Source organism: Bacillus sp. USDA818B3_A (assembly GCF_009928415.1).
GTDB lineage: Bacteria > Bacillota > Bacilli > Bacillales > Cytobacillaceae > Neobacillus.
Genome location: NZ_JAABNN010000023.1, coordinates 1 through 15,001, shown reverse-complemented (window position 1 = coordinate 15,001; position 15,001 = coordinate 1). Strand labels below are relative to the sequence as shown.

The window sequence follows — 15,001 nt, the reverse complement described above, 5'->3', positions numbered from 1 at the left end:
TTTTTAATCCCACGATAAAGCCCCGGAAAGTCTTCATCGTGATTGAAAATATATGATTTTGAAAAATAACTGCACAAGGGCTTAGGATGTTTATTCCCGGAACAGAATATAACGCTGATAGCTTTAAAGGTGCGAAAATAATAATCTTTCATGGATTTAATAGGAGGGAAACTCATGCGTTCAACGTTTATGGCAAATGCCAACAATATCGAGCGTAAATGGTATGTGATTGATGCAGAAGGCAAAACTCTTGGTCGTCTTGCTTCTGAAGTAGCTTCAATCTTACGCGGTAAAAACAAACCAACTTTTACACCACATGTTGACACTGGTGATAATGTAATCATTCTTAACGCTTCTAAAGTAGAACTAACTGGTAAGAAATTAACTGACAAGATCTACTATCGTCACACAATGCATCCAGGTGGTTTAAAAACTAGAACTGCTCTTGAAATGCGTACAAACTACGCTGAGAAAATGATCGAGCTTGCTGTTAAAGGCATGCTTCCAAAGAATTCTCTTGGTCGTCAAATGTTCAAAAAATTGCACGTGTATGCTGGCAATGAGCATCCACATCAAGCACAAAAACCTGAAGTTTACGAACTTCGCGGTTAATTAAGAGGGAGGGACAAAAACTATGGCACAAGTTCAATATATCGGTACTGGTCGCCGTAAGAGCTCTGTCGCACGTGTGCGCTTAGTTCCTGGCACAGGCAAAATTGTAGTTAATGGTCGTGAAATCGAAGATTATATCCCATTCGAAGCATTACGTGTTGTTGTAAGACAACCTCTAGTTGCAACTGAAACAGTTGGCAGCTATGATGTTCTTGTAAACGTAAGCGGCGGTGGATACACTGGTCAAGCTGGCGCAATCCGCCACGGTATTGCTCGTGCATTACTTCAAGCTGATCCAGAATTCCGTCCAACATTAAAGCGCGCAGGTTTATTAACTCGTGATGCACGTATGAAAGAGCGTAAGAAATACGGTCTTAAAGGTGCTCGTCGTGCGCCTCAGTTCTCAAAACGTTAATTTTTGCAGGACTACAAAGACTCTCAACCATCTGGTTGGGGGTTTTTTTTATGTCCCAAAAGAGGAACTTCCTTTATATGACTTTACAAATAACAATCATTTGTATCCTTGTAACTTCATTATTTACCCCAAAAGTAAAATAGGCTTTTACATTAGTAACAACGTCCCAGATAAAACCATATTTTGTTGAAGAGAGTACATCACCACGAGAAACCTCTTTTACACAATTTGATAAATTAACCTATGCTCTCTTCAGGTTTCTGTTTCACCTGGTGATTAAATACAAAGGGGAGGAAAAAAATATGCAAAATTTTCATAATGATTTACAAGGGTTGACACTTGACCCTTACCAAACTGGGGAGTTAGTTTCATATACTCCGCAATTCCAGGATGAGCACATGTTTAGGCGTTGTGGTGGTTGTTTCCATGGTTGTGGAGGGTTTGGTCGTTGTGGAGGTTTCGGTCGTTGTGGAGGTTTCGGCTTCCGATGCGGCGGTTGTTTCGGCTGCGGTGGTTGTGGCGGATGTGGCGGCTGCTTCGGCTTTAGTTGCGTGGGCATTGGATTTAGTTGTTTTGGCTTTGGCATCGGTTTTATTTAATCTTGTCTATTGTGAATTACAAAAAGAGAAGTTGTTTTATGAAGGAGGTGCTCCCGCACTATTTGTGCCGCGGGGGCACTTCTTTATTCTATTTATCATATTGGACAAAAAATCGTACATAAACTTATAGTGCATAAGTTGTAATGATAAGGAATAGGAGGCTCTGCATGACAAACCTTACCTCGTCCTCACGATTGAAGGCCAAAAGGGATACATTTTTTCTTCCAGATCAAAAGGGGGGTGTCTATTTTAGGAATAACGTTCATTCCTTCCGGATGGAGGGAAAAACCATTTATCCATGGATTGAGAAATTGCTGCCATTGTTCAATGGGGAGCAAACCATGGGAGATTTGACGCAGGGGTTAACGGGACCGTACCGTGACAGGGTATATGAAATCGGAGAAACGTTGTACAATAATGGATTTGTTCGAGATTTAAGTAAAGATATTCCCCATCAATTAAATCGTCAAGTTCTAGAAAAGTATGCTTCACAAATTGAATTTATCGAGAACTTTGTTGAATCAGGTGCATACCATTTTCAAAAGTATCGTCAGGCAAGCGTCTTGGCTGTAGGCTCTGGACCTTTCCTTATATCGTTGGTTTCCTCATTAATGGATTCAGGGCTGCCCAAATTAAATATCATGATCAAAGATACGGTTCCAACCAATAGGCAGCGGCTTAATTTGCTTGTGCAGAATGCGAGGAAAATAGATTCCGATGTCGAGGTGGTGGAAGTACCTTATCCTAAAGAGGAGGGGAAAAATGTTTGGAAAGATGTCCTTCAGCCCTATGACTGGATTCTATATGTCTCACAGGATGGAAATGTAAATGAATTAAGGAATCTGAATCAAATTTGCAAAGAAGAAAAAAAGGCATTTCTTCCCGCCATCTATTTAGAAGAGGTTGGATTCTCTGGCCCGTTAACTCATCCAGACTCAGAGGGAAGCTTCGAGTCTGCATGGCTTAGGATTCATCAATCTTCCGTACAAGCAGATAGGCAGTCTCTAGACTTTTCTTCGACCCCAGGAGCGATTTTGGCAAATGTCTCTGCATTCGAATTTTTCAAGAAGGTAACAGGAATAGCAGATTCAAATCAAAGTAATCAAATTTACATGCTTGATCTTGAAACGTTGGAAGGAGACTGGCTTTCATTCATCACGCATCCATCGGAAATGTCTATGAGTCTTACTCCTGAACTGGTTGAAGATCTTGATTTAAAACTAAAACAAGAATCAGACAGGAATGAACAGCAGGGATTGCTTTTGGAATATTTCGATCGCTTAACTTCAAAAGAATTAGGTATTTTCCATACTTGGGAGGAAAGGGATTTGATACAGCTCCCTATGCCCCAATGCTATGTTCAGGCCGTTGACCCTGTGTCAGAGGGACCAGCAAAACTGTTGCCGGAAGTGATCTGTTCGGGGCTGACACATGAAGAGGCAAGAACGAATGCCGGTTTAAAGGGCATTGAAATGTATGTGACTAAAATGATAAATTCTCCTATCCAGGGATACAAAGGTCAAACCGAGAAGCTGGGTGCGAATCTTCCAGAGGGATTTCTGGGCATCGGATCAGGGGAAACAATCGCTGAGGCCATCTGCCGCGGACTGCAGGCCTATCTTGATGAAGAATCGAAAAATGGTAAGGGGAATCACCAGAATACGCTATTTCGTGTGCCTATAGGAGCGATAGAAGATAAACGATGCCGATTTTATTTAAGTGCGTTGACCACTTTGAACGGATCACCGTCAATTGGTTTAAAAGAGGATGTATTAGGCTTCCCTGTTGTATGGGTCAGGTCGAAGGGGTGTTGGTACACTGGGGTTGGTTTAAATACAACTTTGGCATTGCGAAGTACATTACAGCAAGCACTTTTGGACGCTCAAAACCAGATAAAAACCGAAGAAAGGAAACCGACGGAGTCGATGATTTATCTGGAAAAAAAGGGAGTAAAACTTGAAATCCCTTCTTATGATGAAATGAGACAATTAGAGCTATTACAATCCTCCATACAGGTCTTGAATAGAAACAACAAAAAGCTAGTTGTCTATGACCTCTCGATCGAGCCTTTTTTAAAACAAGTGCTGGCAGGGGTGTATGGTGTGCAGGTGCGAGAGGGGGATTCCTAATGACTGCCCATATCCTCATTACTGGAGACGGCCTATTAGCGGATTATGTCAGTGACCAATTGTCCACCAACTATCTAGTAAGACGTCAAGGCATTTTTGAAGGAATTCCTGAAGAAACAGCATTAGCCCTGGTACTTAGCGATGCCTGGCATCCATCCATCCATCAAAAAGCGGAGGAGATATTTAGGACCTCGGGTATCCCTTGGTTTCGAGGTTTCGTTTCGTTAGGTGAGGGGATCATTGGTCCATTAGTACGGCACGACAAACCAGGATGTTCTCTCTGTGCTGACAAACGGCGCTTGATAGCCGGTCCTGATCGCTACGAAATGTGGGAGATTCAGAGGGTATTGACAGCAGGGGCGGGTATCCAGCGTGATGCATGGGCTTCTAGAACGGGACTATCGCAAATGGCAACCTTCATCAGTAACGAAGTGAAGAAAGTTCTTCAAGGGGATCCCTCTTCCTTAGAAGAAAGGATGTTCATTACCAATCTGAGAACGTTAACGATCTCTAGTCACGTTTTCTTGCCTGATCCATTGTGCTCGATTTGCAGTCCAATACCTGAAGACACGCCAGAATTGGCTCGAATTAGATTAGAGTCCAGCCCTAAATTAAATGGTACTGGTTATCGCTGCCGCTCGATGGATGAATTGAAAACAGTGCTGGTCGAAGACTATCTGGATGAACGTACAGGCATCATGAATGGAAAAATGGCGGATTTCAGGCTGCCATTTGCCGATGTTTTGATTAACATGCCGTTGTTTGGTGCTGACGAGGGAGTTGCTGGCCGTACTAATTCTTATGAAATGAGTGAGTTAACCGCCATATTGGAGGGGTTGGAGCGATATTGCGGAATTGAGCCTCAAGGTAAAGCTAAGAAAGTTCGTGATAGTTATCGACATATAAAGGATTTCGCATTGAATCCGGCTAGAGTTGGTTTACATGATCAGGAACAATATGTAAAACCTCATTTTCCGTTTAAACCGTTTCATCCTGATGCCCCAATGGATTGGGTCTGGGGTTATTCGTTTTTACAAGAGCGCCCTATTCTGGTTCCTGAGTTACTCGCCTATTACAGTTTGGGCATTACTGGGGAGGGCTTTGTTTATGAAACCTCCAACGGATGTGCATTAGGAGGAAGTATGGAAGAAGCCATATTCCATGGCATTATGGAGATCGTTGAGAGGGATTCCTTTTTGATAACGTGGTATGCACGGCTGCCTATCCCGCCTCTTGATCTCCATTCAGCAAACGATAAAGAATTAGAGCTTATGGTTGATAGGATACGTGAGGTTCAGGGGTATGACGTTCATTTTTACAATTCGACCATGGAACATGGGATTCCCAGTGTTTGGGCAGTGGCAAAAAACAAACAATCAAAGGGTGTGAACCTTATTTGCGCAGCAGGCGCTAATCCGGATCCTGTAAGAGCGGTAAAAAGCGCGATTTACGAGCTTGCCGGAATGATGGTTAGGCATGACAAAATATTGGAGGAAGACCGGAAAAAATATGAAGAAATGCTAAAGGACCCATTTGCGGTCCGTACTATGGCGGATCATGGCCTGCTTTACGGCCTGCCAGAAGCAGAGGAACGGTTGAACTTTTTATTAGATGATAATCGTCCTTTACGCTCATTTGCGGAGGAATTCAAACAGCCTCCGGAGAATACCGATTTGAAGGATGATCTTCTGGCTATTCTTGATAGGTTTCGACAATTAGACCTCGAGGTCATTGTGGTGGACCAAACAACTCCAATAACCAAACGGAATGGATTATTCTGTGTTAAGGTGTTAATCCCTGGTATGCTGCCGATGACATTCGGACATCACCTTACTCGTGTCAGGGGGCTGGAGCGGGTCCTTCAAGTGCCGATGAAACTAGGATTTACCAAACAGCCGTTATCGTATGAACAGCTTAATCCATATCCTCACCCATTCCCATAATGAAGAATAGGAGGTGTAAAAGTGAATCTTGAAACTTTCCTGCATCATCTTCACTTTGATACGGAAAAGTGCGCTCCTCCAGATTGGCAAGTGGATTGGGAGGACGCACCGCTTCCCTATAAACTGTACCGCGGCCTGCAAGAGTACTCACTATCCGGAGATGTACCGTTAACCCTTGAGGGAAAAGAAGCTCATGCACAACCTGCACTAGAGGAACTGGGCCATTTCTTATGGTATGTATATGGAATTACTCAATATGCTCAGACTGCCTTCATGGAGGACACCGGTGAAAAAGCCGATGTAAGCTATGCCCAGTTATTACGAAGATTTGTTCCCTCTGGTGGGGCATTGTACCCCAATGAATTATACGTGTATATAAAGCTTGAAGACGTACCGACGGGAATTTACCATTACGATGTGGCCCATCACCGCCTTCTTTTGCTGCGAGAAGGAAATTATGATTCTTACTTATCCAGAAGTCTTGGAAATAGTTATGATCTGTCCGATTGTTTCTGTACTGTTTTTGTCTCGACTGTTTTTTGGAAAAACTTCTATAAATATAATAATTTCTCCTATAGGCTCCAAGGATTAGATGCTGGTGTGATAATAGGGCAAGCGTTAGAAGCGGCTAATCAGATGGGATTCTCTTCACGCGTCTGCTATCAATTTCTTGATCGGTCGATCAATCATTTACTTGGACTAACAGAACAGGATGAAAGCGTATATGCGATGATTCCGCTCTCCATTCATTCATCTATCCATTATGTTGACAAAGATCATAATGGCGGAGAAATGGTCTCTGATACACAATTGTCCAAGGAAGTTCCCTCTCTTTCCCATGAGACCTATAATCGATCAAAGAGCGTGATCGATTATCCGCTGCTGAGAAAAATGAATGAAGCCTCGATGCTGGAAACAACCAGTTCATTTTTTAAAAGAAGAAACGATAATCGTGTAAAACCTTCCTTAGGTATGGAGGCAATCATGCTTCCATTTACCGAGCAACTGACGTATGATTTTGCATCTGTTTGCAGGGAGAGGCGTTCCCCTAATTTTGACTTTATGATAGGTAAAATCAGTCAGATGCAGTTATCCACATTGTTAAAAGAAACATTTTCTACATCGTATCAGAATGACCTTGATGACACACATGAGAATGCGGAGAATCGTGTCAGTTTGTATGGCAGTTTTTATAATGTGGAGGGAATTCCCAATGGTGCTTACGCTTATGACGAAAGAGCGCATGCACTTCGGGGAATAACAAAGGGGGATTTTCGGGAGTATTTACAATATGGATTAACAATGCCCACTGTAAATCTGTTTCAAGTTCCACTAGTACTGCATATTGTAGGGGACAGGGACCATCAAAAAAAGGAATTGGGATATAGAGGATACCGCATTCAACAAATGGAAACCGGGATACTTTTGCAAAGACTGCTCTTGGTAACGAGCGCATTAGGGATGGGGGGGCATCCGCTATTAGGATTTGATGCGAACCAATGTGATGAACTTTACAGGACCCATTCGAAGCAAAAAACAAGTCTGATTCAGATCCCGACCGGTCCATACCATCCTCGTGCCTGGCTAAAAGGGAGTTTACACAGCTAGGAAAAACTTTCGTTACGAACTAAACACAATATTTCAGAAGACGCCTAACCCTTTGGTTGGGGGTCTTTTTTACCTGATTAAAATGGTACTTCAAATTGGACTGTTCATAGGAGGAAAATGTCACATTGATTAATAAATCCTGCATTTAGGTTATTTCCTCACATAGACTATAGTTTATACATAAAATAGTGTACGCATTGAAGGGAGAATAGGAGGAAATTAGAATGCCTTCTGTTATAAATCTAGGGGTTTTTAACGTAAATTCGCCTCAAGCAAGTTCGGCTATTTTTATTGGCGAAGGTGTTGTAAATGGTATGGATGCTAACAGGAAATATAATCTAAACATGGGGGGAGTCTACGGTTTTAATAATGCAACGGCAGGGAATGTAAACAATATTGCAGACAGCTTTGAAATGTTAGATGGAGTTATTTTTGACCAAGACCTAAAGCCGAATATCGGGGGCGGGGGAAATATTTAAGTGAATAAGAGAAAAACAATAAAACCCTCTGATTAGTCAAGGGTTTTTTGCTTTTGCCTTTCCTGAGGCTCTAAATTTCCTTGGCTCTCTTTTTCATGATTGGTTAATGAGGCAGTCATATGTGCAAAGTCATTTCGATCACCATGAATATTGCCTAAGCCTTGGCTGTGTTGTTTACTGTTTTTAAAATCCTCAATAAAATTGTTTCCGATACTGAAACAGGAGGCACCCTCAATGGTACCGATTTTAATTGTACCGATATGAAAGGTTGGGGAAAGAATAGGAGACCCCATAACTATTCACTCCGTTCCTTTTGAGTGTTTTCCAGCCACTTGTTTTCGGTGACCTTATTTTCATCGCCGGACAATACTCCGAGCACTTCATTCATAACTTGACTAGAACGAAACTTTTTATGTGTATTAGTTCCACCCATGAAAAATCCTGATGATTGACCGATACTGGTTACAAATATATTTCCTAACTTTAAGTTAATCATAAATGAGCTAACCTTTCTTAATCGTTATTTAACTACAATTTTTCGGATTGTTGCACTCCATTTAATACAATAGTCTATTCAATGTATGGGCGGATGACACAGTTATTTTTAATACGGCACCAGACCTGTATCACTAACATAAGGTAAACTAACTAAATGAAGATAAAAAAGTGGTGACAAAGATGGTAAAGTATTTAAATCTCAATCTTTCAGGTGGTATTCATATTCAAATGATGCAAAGGCAATCCGGCATATTTATAGGAGAGAAAAATGTTGCTATTGGATGGAGTTCACATGGTAAGGAGAATAGCGTGATAGGTAATATTAGCGGTCAATCCAATCTCCTTCTTAACAATATATCGATCTTAAATGATCCTGACCTGATTGATACACCCATCGATGACCGCGATATCAACCTATCCTTTGAAAATCCAAGTGATGAGAATAAAGTAACCAATATTAACCTTGATGGCATTAATGTCAATAGAATCGAGCAAAACAGTTCTATATTCCTTGGTAAAGGCCGTGTAAATGGGATGGACGCCAACCAAAAGTCAAATACCATCCAGGGGGCCGTATTGGGGAAAAACAATCAACAAGTGAGTAATCTGAACTTAAATTATGATCAAGATATGATAGATGCCATTATTGACGACCGGGACATAAAAATAGCCAGCCTTGAAAAAGAGCGCTGATTTGAATGATTCATACCTATCAAGTGCTTTTGGGGTTACCAATGCTGTCTAGGAATCATAATGAAAACGAAATCCTTTTGAAGTCTTTATGATATTGTCTTGATCAGCAGATGATGAGTCAGCCATGGTTTCCTTTTTCATTTTATCTCCATTCAATTGCATTTGAATGGACTCAGCTAAATCATTTGAAGTGCTTATATTATTGCCTATAATTAGCTTTCCGCTTAATTCGTCGATTTCAATATTATCTAAACGATAAACGATATTTTCTATATTTTCGATTTGAACCTTCTCGAATTGGATGTGCCGCTTGTTCCCGTCCCTTTGCTGCTGCTCCAATAACTCAATAATTTGATCCAATTTATTCAATATGTGAGAGTTGATTCTCATCTCTTCAGCCTTTTCTGTTCCTTTTTGTTTTTTACGCAAAGAAAAAAATCCAAACATAATTTCCCTCCTTTACAGGGATGCTGCATCGGGATAAAGGCCATGGACTCGTTGGTTCAAATTTCAAGAATGCTGCTACTTTACTGTTCTTTATAAATATATGGCTGCAGTGTGACTTTTTGTCAAAAGGGAGTAAATTTCACTCCGGGCTAATCTTGTTTTATGACCGCAATTGTACTCAAAAGGTGATATTAAAAATTGGAAATGAGGACTTTGCATTTCTTAGACCTAAGGGATAAAGAATAGTTCTAAGAGGTGAAAAGCAGTGACTGTAATAACAACCTTCAAAGAAAAACGACGGGAAAAGCAGATTAAATATGAACGTTCCGTACTAAGGGAGTTATCGATTAATACATTGAAGGAAAGAGTAAAACAATATTTTGGATCCACGAATCTTGCTAATAACTTTGTAATGAATTCAGGAATAGAAGAAGCATGTTATGATGTCGCCCTTGAGGCCTTCCTTTTGGGGGCGAAATTTAGTAAATTTGGATATCATGGTGAGAATCCCGAAGAAGTACGAAAACGGTGCCTCAGGGAAGAAAAACATCTAATTGATACACTTTATAACTTTTTGCTCTATTGGGGGCATGGACAAGAAGGCACTATGAGTGAGTCACTATACTATCTTTGTGAACAGTATATCTTTGTCTGGTGGAATGAAGGGTTTGAAAAGGGGCAGAGACGACTTAAGCTAAGATTACATTAAACCCTAAAGCATCCTGCATTGTACTTAATGCACCAGTCCTTTTTAAAAAGAGACGGAGCATCCAAGTGCATTGCTTAAGGGTGCTTTTTCGGTTCTAAAACTTCCCCTTGTCCCATATAGTTAACTGAACAGGGACGAGCGGGAAGGATGGTAGGGGTGACTAAGCGAAATATAAAAATAATTAGCTTTATAACAGGTTTAATTGTATTATTTTTTATACTTCAACATGATTTTAATGAAAATAATTCTTGGAAAACCTGGAATCTCCCGTTATCAGGAAAAATTATCTTATTGGATGCAGGGCATGGCGGACCAGATGGCGGGGCAGGAACAGGAGAAACACTCGAAAAGGATATTGCTCTAGAAATTACTAAAAGTGTCCGTGATTATCTCCAAGAGCAAGGAGCTCTAGTCATTATGACAAGAGAGAAAGATGAGGATTTAGCCGATTCTGATACACGAGGATATAGCCGCAGGAAGGTTGAAGATCTCAAAAAGAGATTGAAAATGATCAATAAGACTGATATTGACCTATTTGTCAGTATTCATTTAAATGCTATTCCATCCTCTAGGTGGAGCGGTGCCCAAACCTTTTTTGCTCCGCATCATGAGGAAAATGCGAGAGCAGCAAAGTTTATCCAGGAAGAACTCCGCAGAAATCTCGAAAACACAGAGCGGAAGGCCAAGCCAATTAATCATGTCTATATTTTAGAAAATGCAAAGAAACCTGGCGTACTCGTCGAGGTAGGTTTTCTCTCCAACCCAAGAGAAAAGGCACTATTAAAAAAGGCGTCCTACCAGGAAAAAGTAGCGGCCTCCATTAATCATGGGATCCTGCGTTATTTTACGAATGAAAAGGAATTAAAAGAAACAGATTAAGGAGGATGTCAGCATCTTCCGCTTTTTTTTATGAGATTTATGCTAACGTGTGATTGAAATAACTGTTTCTTATTTTGATTATGGTATACTAAAAATGGAAAAGAATTCTTAGGTGAGGTGCATTCTATGTTAACAGAAAAATTAGTTCGTGACGTTCTGGGAGGCCTTAAAGAGCCTTTTTTACATAAAACTTTAGCAGAATTAGATGCCATCGAGGAAATAAAAATTAAAGAAGAAAAGAACCATGTTAGTGTTAAGGTATTGATCGCTAAAACAGGTACAAGCGAACAGCTTCAACTTCAAACACAAATCGTTAATAAATTGAAAGAAGCTGGTGCAGCGACTGTTGGAATTCGTTTTTCTGAGCTGCCGGAAGAGCTATTGGCACAACATCGTAATGTGGAACAAGAGGCCCAAAACCTTCTTCAATCTAAGAATACAACCTTTATTGCCATTGCAAGTGGAAAGGGCGGCGTTGGTAAATCTACGGTTTCTGTAAACCTTGCGGTAGCTTTGGCGCGTTTAGGTAAAAAGGTAGGCTTAATTGACGCTGATATCTACGGATTTAGTGTCCCTGATATGATGGGCATTACAAATCGCCCTGTAGTTCGGGGCGAAAAGATTATCCCGGTTGAACGGTTTGGGGTTCAAGTTATTTCAATGGGATTCTTTGTTGAAGACAATGCTCCTATTATCTGGCGCGGACCAATGCTAGGAAAGATGCTTAACAGTTTCTTCAGTGAAGTTGAATGGGGAGAACTTGATTATTTATTATTAGATTTGCCTCCAGGTACAGGAGACGTTGCTTTAGACGTTCATACTATGCTGCCATCTTGTAAGGAAATCATTGTGACGACCCCGCATCCAACGGCTGCATTTGTAGCAGCACGGGCGGGTGCAATGGCGTTAAAGACAGAGCATGAAGTACTGGGTGTTATTGAAAATATGGCCTATTTTGAAAGTAAGCTGACAGGTGAAAAGGAATATGTGTTTGGCCGTGGCGGCGGTGATAAGCTGGCTGAAGAATTAAACACGGTTTTACTCGGACGTTTGCCTCTTAATCAGCCTGATTGGAATGAGGAAGATTTTGCCCCATCTGTTTATCAGGAAGATCATCAAATCGGCAAAATTTATTTAGAAATAGCTGAAAAAGTAACAAGCCTTTTGAAAAAATAAGAATGGAGCCTCTGCCTTAATTGGAAGAGGCTTTTTTTTCATGTTAATTACTTGTCGGCTGCTTCTTCGGCTGCCTTTAACAATAATTCTTGTATTTTAGCTTTATAAAGAGGGCTATTAAGGGTTTCTGTAATAACATCTTGAAGATGCTGCCGATAATCTTTGCTTTTTAGAGTGTCTGTCATTTGTTTTTGAATTTCAGGCTCTTTAAACACTTGAACCATCATGGTCCGGTATTGAGGGTCATTCATTAATTCCTTTAATAATGTTTTTTGTTCATTTTTCATGTTTTTTGCTACGCTCTGAGCAAAAGCAGGATCACTAAAGGCTTTTTTCCAAAAATCAATGGCTTTATCGGATGTAAGAGTGGTTTGAATGGTGTCGGCCACAACTTTTTGATCCATGACGAGTTTTTCTTTCATTGCATCCGAGGTCATGACATCCTGAATGGCTTTCTTACCATCGTCAGTCTTAAGTATATCCACCACCATTTTCTTGGTTTGGTCATAATCGAGTTGCCCCCCGCCGCTTGAATCACTTGAGGATCCGCAACTTGTAAGGAATAGCGTGATGGGCAGGAGGAGCACCATGTTCTTAGCTTTCATTCTTTAAGCTCCTTTCACATAAAAATCCTTAATTTTAGGATGAAGAAAGTCAGCGCAGATTATTCGCAGATAAATGAAATAATGGATTTTTTGAGGCTTGCTTGGTAAAATCAGAATGGTAATGATTTGATTTATTTATGGGGGTTTAAAGTGTGACAAGCCGTAATTGGGTAAGACTATTTATGTCCACACTGGCAGTTGGCGGGGTCACGACAGCTATTGTGGGTTTTATCATCCGTTGGGATGAATTTCAGCCCTACTTTATTAATTTTAAGATTATTGATATTTTATCCACATTAATTTGGTTAATTGTTATGGGTTTTCTTTTTAGTGTCATTAGCCAGATGGGTTTCTTTTCTTATTTAACAATCCACCGCTTTGGATTAGGAATTTTTAAATCAGTATCTTTATGGAATTCTGTTCAGGTTGTTCTCATTCTTTTTGGTTTATTTGATTTAGTCTACCTGCGTTATGAGAACTTCGCTAAACCAGGGGAATCGATTCTCCCGTATTTTGGACCTGCAGTAATCCTTTTGGCTGCTGGACTTGTGGTTGCTTGGTATAAAGTGAAACAAACAAACGGCGGAGCCTTTATTCCTGCTATGTTTTTTATGATTGTGGCTACTTTGGTAGAATGGGTTCCTGTATTGCGTGAGAATGAAATGAACTGGTTCTACCTTATGATGATTTCATTATTAGCATGTAATGCTTATCAAATATTAATCCTTCATAAATTGAACGCTCAATCCGTGCAGGAAAGACAAAGTCGGACAAAACAAGACAAGCCTAAATCAACTAATAAAAGTAAAAAGCTGAACAAAAAACCGTCCATTTAGGACGGTTTTTTGCTTGATTATTGAAAATAAATTACATTTAATTAATTTCCTTAGAGTGTACTTCGCCATTGGCAATCATTTCTGATACAGTAACAAGTTTTAATCCTTTTTGTCGAATTTCAGCAAGAATAAGTGGCAGTGCCTTTGCTGTTTGTTTTGCTCCATCTGAAGCATGGAGCAGCACTATATCCCCATTATCTACTTTACTAACATTTTCAACAATTTTTTCTACACCAGGGTTTTGCCAATCCTTAGAATCTACCTTCCAATGTACAACCGTATAACCATATCGCTTAGCGATTTTTAATGTACGCTCATCGAAGTGACCAGTCGGTGCTCGTAATAGCTTAATGTTTTTAAGATTGAGTTTAGTAAAGGATTCTTGTGCTTTTGAAATATCCCTAGCAATTTTAGCGTCTTCTACATCTAGGTATTCGACATAATCATACCCAAGAAGACCAATTTCATATCCTTCCTTTACTATGCGGCTGACAATATCTGGGTGCCGTTCGGCCCATGAACCAGACAGGAAGAAAGTTGCGGATTTTACATTTTCCTTCTTTAACACATCTAAAATAGGTTCAGCCTTTTCATCCCCCCAGCCAATATTAAACGTGAGGGCTAAGTCCTTTTCCCCTCGATAAATGGCATTAGAGCTGTCTTTAGTTGAAAAAACAGGGATCTGTACTAGATTTTCCATGTAGAGAAACCATGCTGTGAAAAAAGCCGCAATGAGAATAAGTGATACATTTTTTAACGCCTTACCGTTTAATACAAAAAAGAAATTCATCCTTCCCACCTCGTCCAAACTATCCTTGTCTCAACCTATGCGTTTAAATTTAAGAATATGATTAACTTTTTAATTATAAAATTTCTAAATTTGGAAAAGACTACTATACAACACACTTCGCTGGAGGTTTTTCAATGTTTGGACTTCTCATCAATGAAAAAGAAGTAAAAGAAATGGAATACCTTATTAAAAGAGAAATGGATGAAATATTATTTGATTTGAAAGATGATCGAATCGACCATATTGTAAAGAGATCAATGGAAGAACGATATAAAATTCTATTTTCTTTATTTAAGAGAGTGGCATCTCCCCAAGAGTGCTTTAAATATATGCGTAGAGGCAAGAAGGATCGAAAGAAAGGATAATCTTAATTTTTTTTATCAAATGCGTTGACATTTGCTAATAGCCTTGGTATATTAATAAACGTCGCTGATTGCGTTAAGAAAATAATTTGAAAAAGTTATTGACTTTATAGTTTGAAGGTGATACATTAATAAAGTCGCTTTTGAGCGACGGAGATAAACTTGTTCTTTGAAAACTAAACAAACAAAAACGTCAACAAACAATAATTATTCATTTCTTA

Annotated in this window: 18 protein-coding genes; 13 read left to right on the top strand and 5 right to left on the bottom strand. The window is 39.9% G+C overall.

From position 1 onward, the window contains the following. The first annotated feature begins 174 nt into the window (after positions 1 to 174). From rplM to GXK58_RS23100, 7 genes are all read left to right on the top strand, one after another. Positions 175 to 612, top strand: a complete 438-nt coding sequence (rplM, locus tag GXK58_RS23130) for a 50S ribosomal protein L13 (RefSeq protein WP_160725554.1) — start codon at positions 175 to 177, stop codon at positions 610 to 612. 22 nt (positions 613 to 634) lie between these two features. Next, positions 635 to 1,027: a 30S ribosomal protein S9 gene (gene rpsI / locus GXK58_RS23125; protein WP_098533175.1), complete on the top strand. Its 393-nt coding sequence runs from the start codon at positions 635 to 637 to the stop codon at positions 1,025 to 1,027. Between the two features lie 302 nt (positions 1,028 to 1,329). Beyond that, positions 1,330 to 1,626, top strand: coding sequence for a heterocycloanthracin/sonorensin family bacteriocin (locus GXK58_RS23120; RefSeq protein WP_160725553.1), 297 nt, complete (start codon positions 1,330 to 1,332; stop codon positions 1,624 to 1,626). A gap of 167 nt (positions 1,627 to 1,793) precedes the next feature. Next, complete coding sequence (locus tag GXK58_RS23115; RefSeq protein WP_160725552.1) at positions 1,794 to 3,755, top strand: putative thiazole-containing bacteriocin maturation protein; 1,962 nt, start codon at positions 1,794 to 1,796, stop codon at positions 3,753 to 3,755. Beyond that, positions 3,755 to 5,698, top strand: a complete 1,944-nt coding sequence (locus tag GXK58_RS23110; RefSeq protein ID WP_160725551.1) for a TOMM precursor leader peptide-binding protein — start codon at positions 3,755 to 3,757, stop codon at positions 5,696 to 5,698. The genes GXK58_RS23115 and GXK58_RS23110 overlap by 1 nt, the downstream gene beginning before the upstream one ends. A 21-nt stretch (positions 5,699 to 5,719) precedes the next feature. Beyond that, positions 5,720 to 7,306: a SagB family peptide dehydrogenase gene (locus tag GXK58_RS23105; protein WP_160725550.1), complete on the top strand. Its 1,587-nt coding sequence runs from the start codon at positions 5,720 to 5,722 to the stop codon at positions 7,304 to 7,306. Between the two features lie 224 nt (positions 7,307 to 7,530). Next, entirely contained in the window at positions 7,531 to 7,785 is a 255-nt protein-coding gene (locus GXK58_RS23100; RefSeq protein WP_160725549.1) for a hypothetical protein, read from the top strand. A gap of 32 nt (positions 7,786 to 7,817) precedes the next feature. On the opposite strand, the gene GXK58_RS23095 is transcribed toward GXK58_RS23100, so the two are convergent. Then, positions 7,818 to 8,078, bottom strand: coding sequence for a hypothetical protein (locus GXK58_RS23095; protein ID WP_160725548.1), 261 nt, complete (start codon positions 8,076 to 8,078; stop codon positions 7,818 to 7,820). Between the two features lie 2 nt (positions 8,079 to 8,080). Further along, positions 8,081 to 8,281, bottom strand: coding sequence for a hypothetical protein (locus GXK58_RS23090; RefSeq protein ID WP_160725547.1), 201 nt, complete (start codon positions 8,279 to 8,281; stop codon positions 8,081 to 8,083). Between the two features lie 182 nt (positions 8,282 to 8,463). Here GXK58_RS23090 and GXK58_RS23085 point away from each other — a divergent pair, with 182 nt between their 5' ends. Continuing rightward, a complete protein-coding gene (locus GXK58_RS23085) occupies positions 8,464 to 8,976 on the top strand; it encodes a hypothetical protein (protein WP_160725546.1) in 513 nt (170 codons plus the stop codon). Positions 8,977 to 9,024: 48 nt separating this feature from the next. On the opposite strand, the gene GXK58_RS23080 is transcribed toward GXK58_RS23085, so the two are convergent. After that, on the bottom strand, positions 9,025 to 9,423 hold the full coding sequence (locus tag GXK58_RS23080; RefSeq protein WP_160725545.1) for a hypothetical protein: 399 nt from the start codon (positions 9,421 to 9,423) through the stop codon (positions 9,025 to 9,027). Positions 9,424 to 9,688: 265 nt separating this feature from the next. Between GXK58_RS23080 and GXK58_RS23075 the strand changes: the two genes are divergently transcribed. The 3 genes from GXK58_RS23075 to GXK58_RS23065 all read left to right on the top strand — a co-directional run bounded on the left by GXK58_RS23075 (position 9,689) and on the right by GXK58_RS23065 (position 12,187). Further along, positions 9,689 to 10,132 (top strand): YbaK family protein, encoded by a 444-nt coding sequence (locus tag GXK58_RS23075; RefSeq protein WP_160725544.1) that lies wholly within the window; start codon positions 9,689 to 9,691, stop codon positions 10,130 to 10,132. Between the two features lie 156 nt (positions 10,133 to 10,288). Next, positions 10,289 to 11,011, top strand: coding sequence for an N-acetylmuramoyl-L-alanine amidase CwlD (cwlD, locus tag GXK58_RS23070; protein WP_272928177.1), 723 nt, complete (start codon positions 10,289 to 10,291; stop codon positions 11,009 to 11,011). Positions 11,012 to 11,137: 126 nt separating this feature from the next. Further along, complete coding sequence (locus GXK58_RS23065) at positions 11,138 to 12,187, top strand: Mrp/NBP35 family ATP-binding protein (RefSeq protein ID WP_160725542.1); 1,050 nt, start codon at positions 11,138 to 11,140, stop codon at positions 12,185 to 12,187. 47 nt (positions 12,188 to 12,234) lie between these two features. Here the strand turns inward: GXK58_RS23065 and gerD are convergent, their stop codons facing one another. After that, positions 12,235 to 12,792, bottom strand: a complete 558-nt coding sequence (gene gerD, locus GXK58_RS23060) for a spore germination lipoprotein GerD (RefSeq protein WP_160725541.1) — start codon at positions 12,790 to 12,792, stop codon at positions 12,235 to 12,237. A 152-nt stretch (positions 12,793 to 12,944) separates the two neighbouring features. Between gerD and GXK58_RS23055 the strand changes: the two genes are divergently transcribed. Next, a complete protein-coding gene (locus tag GXK58_RS23055; protein ID WP_160725540.1) occupies positions 12,945 to 13,628 on the top strand; it encodes a KinB-signaling pathway activation protein in 684 nt (227 codons plus the stop codon). Positions 13,629 to 13,665: 37 nt separating this feature from the next. Here GXK58_RS23055 and pdaB read toward each other — a convergent pair whose 3' ends face one another. Beyond that, entirely contained in the window at positions 13,666 to 14,418 is a 753-nt protein-coding gene (gene pdaB / locus GXK58_RS23050) for a polysaccharide deacetylase family sporulation protein PdaB (RefSeq protein WP_160725539.1), read from the bottom strand. A gap of 134 nt (positions 14,419 to 14,552) precedes the next feature. Between pdaB and GXK58_RS23045 the strand changes: the two genes are divergently transcribed. After that, positions 14,553 to 14,783, top strand: a complete 231-nt coding sequence (locus GXK58_RS23045; protein ID WP_160725538.1) for a hypothetical protein — start codon at positions 14,553 to 14,555, stop codon at positions 14,781 to 14,783. Positions 14,784 to 15,001: the final 218 nt, after the last annotated feature.